Annotated in this window: 8 protein-coding genes; 6 read left to right on the forward strand and 2 right to left on the reverse strand. The window is 53.1% G+C overall.

The window, feature by feature from the left end; translation table 11 throughout:
• Positions 1-105 precede the first annotated feature (105 nt).
• Positions 106-2,814, reverse strand: coding sequence for a cation-transporting P-type ATPase (locus ACP3TC_RS16640; protein ID WP_313856007.1), 2,709 nt, complete (start codon positions 2,812-2,814; stop codon positions 106-108).
• A 659-nt stretch (positions 2,815-3,473) separates the two neighbouring features.
• Here ACP3TC_RS16640 and ACP3TC_RS16645 point away from each other — a divergent pair.
• From ACP3TC_RS16645 to ACP3TC_RS16655, 3 genes are read left to right on the forward strand one after another with little or no spacing between them, the layout of a single operon-like run.
• Positions 3,474-4,556, forward strand: coding sequence for an efflux RND transporter periplasmic adaptor subunit (locus ACP3TC_RS16645; RefSeq protein WP_313856006.1), 1,083 nt, complete (start codon positions 3,474-3,476; stop codon positions 4,554-4,556).
• Entirely contained in the window at positions 4,556-7,618 is a 3,063-nt protein-coding gene (locus ACP3TC_RS16650) for an efflux RND transporter permease subunit (RefSeq protein ID WP_313856004.1), read from the forward strand. Before ACP3TC_RS16645 ends, ACP3TC_RS16650 begins: the two co-directional genes overlap by 1 nt.
• Positions 7,618-8,574: an acyltransferase family protein gene (locus ACP3TC_RS16655; protein ID WP_313856003.1), complete on the forward strand. Its 957-nt coding sequence runs from the start codon at positions 7,618-7,620 to the stop codon at positions 8,572-8,574. The genes ACP3TC_RS16650 and ACP3TC_RS16655 overlap by 1 nt, the downstream gene beginning before the upstream one ends.
• A 37-nt stretch (positions 8,575-8,611) precedes the next feature.
• Here the strand turns inward: ACP3TC_RS16655 and ACP3TC_RS16660 are convergent, their stop codons facing one another.
• Positions 8,612-9,937: an MFS transporter gene (locus ACP3TC_RS16660; protein ID WP_313856000.1), complete on the reverse strand. Its 1,326-nt coding sequence runs from the start codon at positions 9,935-9,937 to the stop codon at positions 8,612-8,614.
• Between the two features lie 357 nt (positions 9,938-10,294).
• On the opposite strand from ACP3TC_RS16660, the gene ACP3TC_RS16665 reads away from it, so the two are divergent.
• The 3 genes from ACP3TC_RS16665 (at position 10,295) to ACP3TC_RS16675 (ending at position 13,934) form a co-directional block, all read left to right on the forward strand.
• Complete coding sequence (locus ACP3TC_RS16665) at positions 10,295-11,608, forward strand: MFS transporter (RefSeq protein WP_426816857.1); 1,314 nt, start codon at positions 10,295-10,297, stop codon at positions 11,606-11,608.
• A complete protein-coding gene (locus tag ACP3TC_RS16670; protein ID WP_426816858.1) occupies positions 11,601-12,941 on the forward strand; it encodes an enolase C-terminal domain-like protein in 1,341 nt (446 codons plus the stop codon). Before ACP3TC_RS16665 ends, ACP3TC_RS16670 begins: the two co-directional genes overlap by 8 nt.
• 453 nt (positions 12,942-13,394) lie before the next feature.
• Positions 13,395-13,934: a sugar dehydrogenase complex small subunit gene (locus ACP3TC_RS16675; RefSeq protein WP_313855997.1), complete on the forward strand. Its 540-nt coding sequence runs from the start codon at positions 13,395-13,397 to the stop codon at positions 13,932-13,934.

Here is a 13,934-nt window from a genome sequence, read left to right on the forward strand (position 1 = left end):
AGCTGATGATGACAAAGAGATTTTAGTCTGAGGGGATAAAGCGGTATCTCCTCGCCAGCGGCGCGCAAACCGCACGCCCACTGGCGAGGAAATCATCATTGCGAACTACTTACGCCAGTTACGCGTCAGCTTTTTCTCAATCTCCACGACCACAAACAGCATGGCACCAATCATCAGCGAGATAATCCAGTAGCTGAACGGTAATGGACGCGTACCAAACAGCGTGTTCATCAGCGGCACATAGATAATCAGCGCCTGCAGCGCGATAAGCACCAGCGTCACCAGCCAAATACCTTTGTTTTTCAACAGGCCAGCATTTAACGAGAAGTGTTCTGAATCACGGCAGTTAATCATATATACCCATTGCGCCGTCACCAGCATTTGTAACAGCACGGTACGAATAAACTCCGTGCTGTAGCCACGTGGCTCTAACCACGCCTCAAGGATAAAGGCGCTAATGGAGATCAACAGGCCTACAAACACCACGCGCCAGATGGCATAACCATCCATAACATGGCTTTTCACATTGCGCGGTGGTCGCCGCATGGCATTTCTTTCAGCCGGTTCAAACGCCAGACCAAATGACAGCGTGGCCGAGGTCGCCATGTTCATCCACAAAATCTGTACTGGCGTCAGCGGCAGCAGATTCCCCATCAGAATGGCAATAATAATTAACAACCCCTGCGCGAGGTTGGTCGGCATAATAAACAGGATGGTTTTTTTCAGGTTATCGTAAACCCGACGCCCCTCTTTCACCGCGCTGGCAATAGTGGCGAAGTTATCGTCGGCGAGAATCATATCCGCGGACTCTTTCGTCACTTCGGTTCCCTTAATCCCCATCGCGATACCGACGTTAGCCTGTTTCAACGCTGGCGCATCATTGACGCCGTCACCGGTCATACCGACAATCGCGCCGGTCTCCTGTAACGCTTTGACCAACCGCAGCTTATGTTCCGGACTGGTGCGGGCAAAAATATCATACTCCTGCGCCACCGTTTGCAGCTCCCGATCGTCCATATGCTCCAGCTGATAGCCGGTAATTGACGAGGCGCTGTTGCCGATTCCCAGCATCTGGCCGATGGCCATTGCGGTTTCCTGATGATCGCCGGTGATCATTTTCACCCGGATTCCCGCCTGCTGGCACTGCTCAATCGCCGCAATCGCTTCAGGACGCGGTGGATCCATCATGCCGGCAATCCCCAGCAGCACCAGACCTTGCTGGAGGTCCGGATGATCCAGCGATGTCAGATTTTGCTCTACAGGCTTACGCGCGGCAGCCACCATGCGTAATCCTTCACTGGCATAGGTTGAGATAGCATTTTCCCAGTAAGCCAGATCCAACGGCACCACGCCATCTTCCTGCTGCTGCGACTGGCACAAGCGCAGTAACACATCCGGCGCGCCGGTCAGCAATACTTGCGCTTCGCCATCAATCTGGCAGGCAACCGCCATATATTTATACAGCGAATCAAACGGAATTTTACTGCCGATGGTGCAGGATGCGTCATCAAGCTGGGCTTTCGCCGCCAGCACTTTCAGTGCTCCTTCAGTTGGTCCACCGGTAATCACCCAATGCCCGTGATCGTCCTGACGCAGCTGGCTTTCATTACAGATATCCACGGTGCGCAGAAACTGGGTAAACACCGGAGACGTGTTTGGCGTGGCCGCTTCGCTGGCACCGGCCGGGTAAAAATCGCCGCGCGGCTCGTAGCTGCTGCCCTCCACTCGCCACACCTTGTCCGCGAGGATCACCGCTTTAACCGTCATTTCGTTCATCGTCAGCGTGCCGGTTTTATCCGAACAGATCACTGACATTGCGCCCAGCGTTTCTACCGTCGGCAGCTTACGAATAATCGCCTGGTTGCGCGCCATCGCCTGCACGCCGAGCGAGAGAATAATCGAGATAATCGCGGGCAGACCTTCAGGCACCGCTGCCACCGCCAGGCTGATCACCGAAAGTAAGAGTTCAGCAAACGGAATATCACGCAGCATCCAGCCGAAAATCAGCAGCGCCACCATCATCAGCAAAATGATGGCAAAAATGGCTTTGCCGAGCTTGTCCATCTGAACCAGCAGCGGAGTTTTATTCTCGTTAATCGACGAGAGCATTTCGTTGATATGCCCCAGCTCGGTATCGCCGCCGGTGGCAATAACCACTCCGGATGCGGTACCGGAGCTGACGGTGGTGCCGGAAAATGCCAGGTTTTTACGATCGCCGATCGATTTCTCGCCCTCAAGCGCCGCGAGCTTTTTCGATACCACCGTCGATTCGCCGGTCAGGATCGCCTCTTCCACCCGCAGATTGTGGATGTCGATCAAGCGCAGATCTGCCGGAATACGATCGCCAGGCCGCAGCATTACAATATCGCCGGGCACAATATGTTCGGTACTGATGGTAATATGCTGACCACCGCGCACCACCAGCGCTTCGCTGGAGAGCATATTCTGGATACTTTTTAATGACTTCTCGGCATTATTTTCCTGAATAAAGCCGATCAGCGCATTGATCACCGCAACGCCCAGAATCACCAGCGTATCGACCCAGTGCCCCATGATCGCAGTGACAATGGCGGCGGCTAATAACACATAGATCAATACATCTTTAAAATGAGAAATAAACTTAACAAACAGAGATTTAGGTTTCTTTTGCGGCAGGGCATTAGGACCATGTTCCAGTAACAGGGTCTGCGCATCGGCTTCTTTTAATCCCGAGGGGGAGCTGTTAAGTGCGGCAAGACTCTCTTCAACACTGCGCTGATACCACTGTTGTGTCGACGGAGAAGACTCCCCGCTGACCGGTTTGAACTCACTCATAACTTATTGACTCCTGTTTTCCCACAATACTCCCATGCCAGGTATGAGCCAGCAGCTCCACTGCATGGGATAAACAAATTGCCATAACGTCAGCCAGTCAGACGCTGTGGTTCAGAAAATCACGACAAAAAAGCCTTAAAAAAGATGAGGAATAGAAAACTCCATCAGGTATGTTCCAGGTCAAAAAAGTTAAATAGCCTGCTGTTAAGATGATATCTAATTAAGCATAATCGATATTATTCTAAAATCTATTTATAAGTTTTCTTTCGAAAAATACCGGTTCAGCTATAACTAGGGAATCTGTAGTTTTCCTCATTACCTTAATTATGGAAAGCCTATGAAAACCTATAGCGCATTCAGAATTGGCAGCTATGTTTTGCTGGCTGTCGCCAGCTGCACCATTACAGGATTAATGACTTATCTGATTGTTTCCAGCATGCAAGGCTAATGATACTCCGCCGCAACAGCGGACAGGCAGCATCGTGGAGAAAAAACGGCATAAACCCGGGCATGACTATTTAACTCACTGAATTTTAGATGCCGTACTACTTTCAGCAGCATAACTGCCGGTAAAGCAGATACCTCTGGCATGCTGCTGCCATTATTGATTACTTTCTCTGGCGTGAATTAAGGCCTTAGAAATAGTAAGGGGATACCTCTTGAAAAGAATACTTTTTATTATTGCCCTGTCGCTAGCGTTGACGGCATGCGATCGTAAGGAGCCTGAAAGTGACCACTCCCCGCGCCCGGTAAAAAGCATTGTAGTAAAATCCGATAACCTACTGAATGACAGAGTATTTCCGGCCAGAATTTTAGCCGGTGACAATACCGATATCGCCTTTAAACGTGCCGGTCAGTTGGAAGCGCTGCCGATCCGTGAAGGAATGTCGATTAAGGCCGGTCAGGTACTTGCCCGGCTGAATAATGTCGATGCCACGCTGCGGGTTAACGATCGGCAGAGCGCGTTTAATCTTGCCCAGCGCCAGTTCCAGCGCTTTCAGTCACTTTCCGGTAACGGTGCCGTTTCGCGCTCAGAGATGGATGTTCAACGCGCAAATCGCGACTCGGCCCGTGCAGCATTAGACAGTGCCAAAGAGGAGCTGAATTATCTGACGCTGACCGCACCGTTTGATGGTGTTATTGCACGGGTTAATGTGCGTAATCATCAGGTGGTGGCTGCCGGACAGACCATTGCCACTATCAGCCGTACCGAGATGCTCGATGTGGTGTTCACTATCCCCGAACGCCTGTTTACCGCGCTGGACGCCAGTAACGTCGATTATCAGCCGCGGGTACGCATTAACTCCCTGCCGGGTCGCGAATTTACCGCACGTTATAAAGAACACACCACCAATACCGATGCCGGCAGCTTAACCTATCAGGTCACCCTGGTGATGCCACGTCCGGACGATCTGCCTACGGTTGGCGGCTTAAGCGGTACGGTCACCGTCAGCCTCGGTAACTTACCGAATGCTTCGCGTGACACCACCATTATCGTGCCATCGGCGGCGGTATTTAATCCGGACAGCAGCCAGCTGAATCAGGCGCACGTCTGGGTGATCGCGAAAAATGAACAGGGTCTTTACCTGGAAGATCGCAAAGTAAGCGTGGGCCAGATGACCTCGCAGGGTATTGAAATCACTGAAGGCTTACAGGATGGTGAACAGATTGTCGTGGCAGGCGTCGCTGAGTTAAGCGCTCAGCAACCCGTGCGTATCTGGACGCGGGAACGAGGTCTGTAATGGGAATAATTGAGCGCTTTATTCAGAACAATATCCGCATCTGGTTGGCCATTTTATTACTCGGCGTCGGCGGCATTATTGCCCTGTTGAATATCAGCCGGCTGGAAGACCCTGCCTTTACCATTAAAACGGCGGTCGTGGTCACTCAATATCCAGGCGCGTCGGCACAGCAGGTAGAAGAGGAAGTAACGCTACCGCTGGAGAACGCGCTGCAACGGCTGCCGTATCTGGATAATATCACCTCTATTTCCAGCGTCGGCTTATCGCAGATTACCGTTAATATTGACGCCCGTTACCAGGCATCAGAACTGCCGCAAATCTGGGATGAGCTGCGCCGCCGGGTCGGCGATGCCGCCCGGCAGTTCCCGCCGGGCGTCTCTCAACCCTTTGTTAATGACGACTTCGGTGACGTCTACGGCTATTTCTTTGTGCTGTATGGCGACAATTACAACAATCAGGAACTGCGCGATTACGCCGAACAGCTTCGCCGTGAGCTAATCCTCGTGCCTGGCGTCGGAAAAGTGGCGATTGGCGGAGTAATCCCTCAGCAGATCCATGTTGATATTTCGCATGCCAAAATGGCAGCGTTTGGCATTACTCCGGCGCGGCTGGCAGATATTTTAAGCCGCCAGAATATCGTTTCCGACGCGGGCAGCATTACCGTTGGCAGCGAATCGATTCGCCTGCATCCTACCGGCGAATTCCAGAACCTTGACGACCTCGGTAATCTGCTGATTAGCACGCCTGGCAGCACCGGCAGCGTCTATCTGCGTGATATTGCCACCCTCAGCTCCGGCATCAGCGACAGCCCGGATAATATTTATCACGCTAACGGCCGCCCGGCACTGGCGGTCGGCATCTCCTATGTGCCTGGCGTCAATGTGATCAATGTCGGCGAAGCGCTTAATCAGCAACTGAGCCGGATGGAGAGCGGAAAACCAGCCGGTATTGAGCTTAAAGTATTCTACGATCAGGCACAGGAAGTGAAGCAGTCGGTCGACGGCTTTATTCTTAACTTCCTGATGGCACTGGCGATTGTTATCGGCACACTGCTGATATTCATGGGGTTAAAAAGCGGTGTAATTATCGCCGCCTCGCTGGCAATTAACGTGCTCGGTACGCTGCTGATTATGTATCTGGCGGGAATCGAGCTACAGCGGGTGTCGTTAGGCGCGTTAATTATTGCGTTAAGTATGCTGGTGGATAACGCCATTGTGGTGGTCGAAGGGGTGCTGGTCGATCGGCAACGCGGCAATAAGCTACTGAAGTCGATTACCCACGTGATTAAACGTTCCGCGCTGCCATTGCTCGGTGCCACAGTGATCGCCATCCTTGCCTTTGCGCCCATTGGCCTGTCGCAGGACTCCACCGGCGAATACTGCAAATCACTGTTCCAGGTGCTGCTGATTTCACTGATGCTCAGCTGGCTGACGGCTCTGACGCTGACCCCGGTATTTATCAAATGGGCATTCCGCAAAGCAGAGCAGACGCCACAGAGTGCGCCGCAGTCTGGCTCACCTTATGACGGCAAACTGTTCCGCGGCTATCGCCGCCTGCTGAGCGCGCTGTTACGCCACAAAACGCTGACCCTGACCACGCTGGTGGCGCTACTGGCGCTGTCGCTGTACGGTTTTGGTCAGGTGCGGCAGAACTTCTTCCCGTCGTCAAACACGCCGATTTTCTTTGTCGATCTCTGGATGCCCTACGGCACCGATATCCACTACACCAGCAAAATCGCCAGTGAAATTGAACAGCGGATCAATAAACAGCAAGGGGTGGCCGCGACCGTCACAACCGTTGGCCAGGGCGGGATGCGCTTTACCCTGACCTATAACGGACAACGACAGTACACCAACTATGCGCAGATTATGGTGCGGACTGATAACGAGCAGCGTATTGCCAGCCTGTCACGCGAAATCGAACAGGATATCCAGGCCAACTATCCGGAGGTCAACGAGCGGATTAAACGCATTATGTTCGGCCCTTCCGGCGACAGCGCCATTGAAGTTCGTATTCGCGGCAGCGAGCCGGATGAACTGCGCCGTATCGCCAGCCAGGTTGGCGAGATTATTCAGCGTGAAGGCCGGGTATTTACCGTACGCAATGACTGGCAGGAGCGCAGTAAAATCATCCGTCCGCAGTTCTCACCCTACCTGGGACGTGAACTGGGCGTTGATAAACGCGAAGTCGACAATGCCTTACGCATGAATTTCAGCGGGTCGCCGGTGGGTATTTATCGTGAAGGCTCACGCCTGATGCCAATGCTGTTGCGCACTCCTGATGCCGAGCGCCTGGATGCCAGCCATATCGCTAACATTCAGGTGTGGAGCCAGACGCAGAATCAATTTATTCCGCTGAGTAATGTGGTCAGTGAATTCACTACCGAATGGGAAGATCCGTTAATCATGCGGCGCGACAGGATGCGTATTCTGACGGTGCAGACCGATCCCGATCCGTTAAGCGACGAAACTTCCGGTGACGTGCTGGCGCGTATCCGCCCGCATATCGAAGCGTTACCGCTGCCGCCAGGTTACAGCATTGACTGGGGCGGCGATGAGGAGAACTCCCGTGAAGCACAGGCCGGGCTGTTCAGCACCCTGCCGATCGGTTTCCTGTTAATGTTTATTATTACCGTACTGATGTTCAGCTCACTGAAAAATGCGGTAGCCATCTGGCTGACCGTGCCGCTGGCACTGATTGGCGTCACCTTCGGCTTCCTGCTGACCGGTATTCCCTTCGGCTTTATGGCGCTGATTGGACTGCTCAGTCTGAGTGGCATGCTGATCAGAAACGGTATCGTACTGGTGGATGAAATTAACCAGCAGTTGGCGAGCAAAAGTCAGCACGACGCCATAATTGATGCTGCGACTTCTCGTTTGCGCCCAATTCTGCTGACCGCCTTCACCACCGTACTGGGGCTGGCACCGCTGCTGCGCGATGTGTTCTTCCAGAGCATGGCGGTGGTGATTATGTTTGGTCTCGGGTTCGCCACCGTGCTGACGCTGCTGGCACTGCCAGTGATTTATCAGTGTTTTCATTTGCGGGCCGGAAAAACGCAATAATGAACAGCAGCGGACTGAACCTGATTAAAACCTTAGGTTGCCTGACGGCGGTGACCTTTTTCACCCTTTACAACACTTATGACAACTATTCGTATAACTACAACCAGGCATTAGCCTTTCTGACGTTTATATCGACCATTGCAACGCCACTGTTTTTTGTGGTGGCGGGCTATCTGGATGCCGGTAGCCAGCATTCTCCAGAGTGGCAGCTGAAAAAAATCCGCCGGATTGTGGTGATTTTTCTGTTCTGGTACTCAATTTATTATTTTATTGAACCCTTCTATAAGGGCTATCTGATTCAGCCGTGGTTTGCGCTGGCGCTGGTGATCATCTACTGCTTCCATCCGCTGATTGACTGGCTGATAAAGCGGCGGGTGCTGTGTTTGTCGCTGCTCGGTCTGCTGCTGCTGTTCGCACTCGGTTACGATCTGCAAGCGGTGTCTCCATCGGAACACCGCTGGTTGTCGATTCCCGCCGAGTTTCGCCTCTGGACATGGCTACTGTATTACCTGACCGGGCAACTGCTGTTTGACCCGGCCATCGCCGCTTTTTACACCCGCCCACGCGTGGCGAAAGCCGCGCTGATCGCCGTGCCCTTTGTCTATGTTTTTACCTGGCTCTACGAAAAACACTTTTTCTTTGCCCTGTTCCGGGTAGAACGTGACGGTTATATCCTCACCGGTTCACAAGTTTATATTCTGGTGGTGCTGATCATTATTGCTATTAACGGGCTGAATATCTCGGAAAGTCTGAATCGAATCTCTGCCACCCTCAGTAAGACGATGACCGGCGTCTATATTCTGCACTACTCGTTTTTTAATCTGCTGATCCAGTGGATCAGCATTACCTCACTGGCATCCAAACTGTTTACTATCCTGCTGACTTTTTTGCTGTCGGTAATGCTGACGCTGCTCATGCTGCAGTTTAAGGTAACCAAACGGCTGGTGTCATTCTGACCCTCCAGCCGCCCAGCGTCTGAAGCGCCGATCACCTTCAGACGCGCTCCTCTTCCTTCTCCGGCTCGATTTCCGCATCGTCCACCCGTTCATCCTCTTCTTCGCTATTCACCATGGCTGACTGAATCTCTTCTTCATCAATCGTCGGGTTCAGCGCGGCAGCCAGAGGCGAACTGGCCAGACTGTCCGGCACCAGCACGTGAGGAAACTGCGTTTCGTCGGCAGGCGTGACCGAAGAGACTTTCTGCCAGCTGAGGGCTGCGATCACCACGCCGCAAAGACAGAAGAATGAATAGAGCATATTGCCGCCGAGCGGCTGCATCAGCGCACCGGTCAGCAGCGGCCCGATACAGGCACCGACGCCAAATGCCATCAGCAGACAGGCGGTCAGCGACACGCGCCGCTCGGGAACCACCTGGTCATTGGCTATCGCCACCGCCAGCGGATAGAGCGAAAACTGCATCATACTGGCGGCAAAAGCCAGCCCGACGGTCAGCGCGAACGGGAAAGAGACCGGCAATGCCAGCGGGCTGGCTGCCAGCGCAAACAGCAGCGCGGTAATAAACAGCAGGCGATTACGATCGACCCGATCTGACAACCAGCTCAGCGGGAATTGCGAAATTAAACCGGCAAAAATGGTGATGCCCATAAATATCCCGGTGAGATGGGTGCCGAACCCCAGCTGGCTGACATACACCGGCGCCATGCCGTAAAAGCCACCAACTACCATGCCGATAACCAGCGTCATGACCAGAATTCGCGGAATAGTTTTGAAAAAGTACCCCAGTTCCATTGGCGCGGGTGACATCGGCTGGGCATTGGTACGGGTTGTCAGCGCAATCGGCACCAGGCAAAGCGCAAAACAGAGCGCGACGATCATCAGGCTGGTCAGGCCAAAGCCGCTCTGTACCACCAGAATAAACTGACCGGCGGACAGACCAAGATAGGTCGCTACCATATACAGGCCAAAGATCACCCCGCGCTGACCCACTTCTGCCTGATCGTTCAGCCAGCTTTCCAGCACCATGTACTGGCACATCATGCACAGGCCGATAACCATTCGCAGGAAAATCCACAGCGGCAGATAGTCGGTCAGGCCATGCCCGAGCACCGAGGCGGTAATCACCCCGGCGCAGGATACATAAGCACGAATATGACCGACGCGGGCAATCAGGTTATGCCCGACCTTGCCGCCAATCACCAGGCCAATATAGTTGGCCGCCGTAATTCCCCCGATCAACGCCCCGCTCACCTGCTCGTGAGCCAGACGTAAAGAGACGTAGGTTGTCAGTAAACCGGAACCTAACAGCATTAATAACGTGGTGGTGTAGAGCGGTAAAAATGTTCTGAGGACTTTCTTCATTACGTCTCCCTGTAGCCTTAAGTCCGGTGAGATGATAAACCTTCCCGCTATCGTAGTATCAATTCCGCATAACCAGCAAATCGACAAGCGATATTCGGATTTCTGGAAACGATAAGTCGAACATTTAGTGAACTACTTCACTCTTCCAGACAAAAGTTTACAGAATCGTTCGTGCCGCTTTGTGCAAATTCACATCACTGTCAACCTGACCTCTGACTCACCAGATGGGATAGTGGACGCTAATTGCGACCATTAACCGGCGGCGTCTTTGTGCAACTGCCTCAGGCTTTTCCCGCCGCCAGCATTAATGATTATCCCGGTAAATCATCTGATTTGGATGAAATTGAAGGGGCCGTTATGACAGGACATGACAATGCAGCGGTGCGGAGTGCGAACCGCAAGTTCTTTGCCCGCATTATTCCGCTGTTAATGCTGATGCTGATAATTAACCAGATCGATCGTTCGAATATCGATTTTATCAAACATCAGCTGGAACTGGATGTCGGGATCAGCACCGCGGCATTCGGTTTCGGCGCGGGGCTGTTTTTTATTGGCTACGCGCTGTTTGAAGTGCCCAGTAATATCCTGCTGGATAAACTGGGCGCACGCACCTGGCTGACGCGTATTATGATCACCTGGGGCGTGGTGGTGTTTGCCACCGGATTTATTCAGACCCCAACCCAATTCTATATCGCCCGTTTTCTGCTCGGCATCGCCGAAGCCGGTTTCTTTCCCGGCCTGCTGTTTTACTTCCGTAAATGGGTACCTAATGTGTATCGCGGGCGTGCCACCGCCCTGATACTGAGCAGTTCAGCCGCCGCTTACCTGTTGTCCGGGCCGATTACCGGTGGACTGCTGGAGATGCATGATTTTCTCGGCATTGCCGGCTGGAAATGGGTGTTGTTTATCGAAGGTGCCATCTCGGTATTAGTGGGTATTTTTGCGATTGGCTGGCTGGTTTCCGCTCCGGAAAGTGCAAAGTGGCTGACGCCGCAGGAAAAAACTGCCCTGAACAGCACGCTGGCCGAAGAGTCAACCTCACGCGATCGCACCTCACGCGAAGTTTCAAAGTGGAAGCTGCTGTTCGAAGGGCAGATGGCCTATCTCTGTTTCCTGTTTTTTACCATGTGTATGACCGGCTATACCCTGGTTTTCTGGCAACCACAGATCATCGCGCGTATCGGAGGGCTGTCACCGTTTGAAGTTGGGCTGCTGACCTCGGTACCCTGGCTGTGTGCGATCATCGCCATCAATATTCTTGGCCGACTGGCTGACCGCTTTCATCATCGACGCGAACTGATGCTGTCGATTGCGCTGGTGGTGACGGCTATCGGCACCTTCCTTTGCGCGACGGGCAGCCCGATTTTCGGCCTGCTGGCACTGTGCATCGTCTGCGTCGGCAGCAAGTCCAGCGCGGTGCTGTTCTGGCCTATTCCACAGGCTAACCTGCCGTCCAGCATTGTGGCTCCGGGTATCGCCCTGATCAATTCGCTGGGAAATTTAGGCGGCTTTTTTGCCCCGACGGTATTTGGTTATCTCGAACTGAAAACCGGCAGCACCATGGGTGGACTGATGGGGCTGAGCGCCTTCTCGGTCTTTGCCGCCATTACGCTGTTGTTTGTTAAAACGCGCCCTAAACCTGTTGCGATGGAGAAGTCACCAAATGTCTGATTCGCCCGTCATCACCGACGTCAAAGTTATTCCGGTCACCGGTTACGACAGCATGCTGTTAAACATCGCTGGTGCGCACAGCTGCTTTTTTTCACGCGTATTGCTGGTGATCACCGACAGCGCCGGCCATAGCGGCGTCGGTGAAATTCCCGCCACTCAGGTGGTACAAAAAATTCTGCAAAATGCCGCGCCTTTCCTGATCGGGCAGAAAATTACCCGGCTGAATGCGCTGGTGGCCGAAATGCACCAGCGCGATCTTAACGGTGAGCATCCGGATATGCTGCAGTTTCCGCAGGCGCGCGCCTGGGATCTGGAGCGGCATTACAATGCGGTGGCAGCGGTTGAAGCCGCGCTGCTGGATTTAATGGGCCAGTTTCTTAATGAGCCGGTGGCAGAGCTACTGGGTGCTGGCAAACAGCGCGATGAGATTCCGGTGCTGGGCTATCTGTTTTATATCGCCGATCGCCAGCGGGCGGATATGCCCTATCAGCCCGGCCGACAGGATCAACATCCCTGGTATCACCTGCGCCACCAGCAGGCGATGGGCATCGATGATGTGGTGCGGCTGGCCGAAGCGGCGCAGGATCTTTATGGCTTTAAGGACTTTAAGCTGAAAGGCGGCGTACAGCGCGGCGAAACCGAAATCGAAACCGCGGTAGCGCTGAAAAAACGCTTTCCTGAGGCGCGGGTTACCGTCGATCCAAACGCCAGCTGGTCGCTTGAACAGGCGATTACGCTGTGTCGCGGTATGGGCGATGTACTGTCGTATGTCGAAGATCCCTGCGGCGCAGAGCAAGGCTATTCCGGGCGTGAAACTCTCGCCGAGTTTAAACGCGCCACGGGATTACCGGTCGCGACCAATATGATTGCCAATGACTGGCGACAGCTTAATCATGCGCTACAGCTGAACGCCATTGATATTCCGTTAGCCGATCCGCATTTCTGGACGATGCGCAGCGCGGCCACTGTCGGACAGCTGTGCCATGAATGGCGACTGACAATGGGCTGCCACTCCAATAACCACTTCGATATTTCACTGGCGATGCTGGCACACCTTGGCGCGTCTGCACCGGGCGAGATCACTTCGTTCGATACCCACTGGATTTGGCAGGACGGGCAATACTTAACCAAAGAACCGCTGCAAATCCGTAACGGTAAAATCAGCCTGCCTGATAAACCCGGTTTCGGTATTGAACTTGACTGGGAAAAAGTGGAAGCGGCCAACCGTTTATATAACAGCCTGCCGGTTAAAGATCGTGATGATACGCTGCCGATGCAGTATCTGATCGATGGCTGGCAGTTTAATCCAAAGCAAGCCACGCTGCTGCGTTAACATCCGCTCGGGCAGCGAAACAAGACATCCAGCGGGAGCCGTTTTCGGCTCCCACTCTGATGGCATACCGACTATTGCGCTGTCAGTGAGTAAACAGCGTAAAAGTACCCGCATAGTAATTTACCATCCAGCCGACGTAACCAATCCATACCAGCATCATCAGACCTAAAGCGAATTTACCTGTCATGTTCCTGTCCCCTGTTTCATCAATTTATTGAGAAATTGTTGTTTGTCATAAGAGTGACAGGACGCCTGATGGCGAATATTGCGCAGGATCAATTTAAAGCGTAATTGTGCGAAAGTTGCTAAACAGAGGTTAGCAAACGGTTACCCCTATTTTTTGAGGGGAGTTTTCGGGATAGAATAACCACCATAAAAAATAATTAATTTTTCCGTCATGCGGAAAAAATTCGGGCGTCTCGCCCGGGCATTGTCGTCTATCAGGGCCAGGAAATGAAAAATAAACATCCCTTTCCAGGCGCGGAAGTATCACTTTCGCGTCGTAAGGTATTGATGGCAGGTGCAATAATCCTCGCCAGCGGCATTACAACATCCGCACTCCCTGCATTTGCTTTACCCTCACAATCAGAACAACTCACCTCCTTTATGCAGTTGTCACGCCTGTTGGTCAATCACCAGCTGGATGACGGCGTGGGTCAGCGGATGCTGGCCCTGCTGATCGAAGAGAATTCTACTCTGGCTGATTCCATCCGGCAGATTCTGGCGATTGCTCATCAGCATCAGGCGACACGGGTTGAAGATTTCTTTGCGGCGATACCGCAAGGCCCGCTCAACGAGCTGGCCCATAAGATTATCTTTGGCTGGTATACCGGCAGTCTTGAGCCGACGCGCTCCGCGAAAACTTTCGCCTTTGAACAGGCGCTGAGTTATCACACCACGCTGGATGTGATCACGATTCCATCTTATGGGCTGAGTGGCCCGAATAACTGGAGTCGTCCCAATACACCGGTCGCAAATATGCCCCGTTTCTGA

The sequence above is a fragment of the Winslowiella sp. 2C04 genome (assembly GCF_050037805.1).
Lineage (GTDB): Bacteria > Pseudomonadota > Gammaproteobacteria > Enterobacterales > Enterobacteriaceae > Erwinia > Erwinia toletana_A.

Coding starts and splice junctions, on each gene's coding strand:
- ACP3TC_RS16640 (WP_313856007.1), bottom strand. CDS start 2,814: ATGAGTGAGTTCAAACCGGTCAGCGGGGAGTCTTCTCCGTCGACACAA.
- ACP3TC_RS16650 (WP_313856004.1), top strand. CDS start 4,556: ATGGGAATAATTGAGCGCTTTATTCAGAACAATATCCGCATCTGGTTG.
- ACP3TC_RS16675 (WP_313855997.1), top strand. CDS start 13,395: ATGAAAAATAAACATCCCTTTCCAGGCGCGGAAGTATCACTTTCGCGT.
- ACP3TC_RS16665 (WP_426816857.1), top strand. CDS start 10,295: ATGACAGGACATGACAATGCAGCGGTGCGGAGTGCGAACCGCAAGTTC.
- ACP3TC_RS16660 (WP_313856000.1), bottom strand. CDS start 9,937: ATGAAGAAAGTCCTCAGAACATTTTTACCGCTCTACACCACCACGTTA.
- ACP3TC_RS16670 (WP_426816858.1), top strand. CDS start 11,601: ATGTCTGATTCGCCCGTCATCACCGACGTCAAAGTTATTCCGGTCACC.
- ACP3TC_RS16655 (WP_313856003.1), top strand. CDS start 7,618: ATGAACAGCAGCGGACTGAACCTGATTAAAACCTTAGGTTGCCTGACG.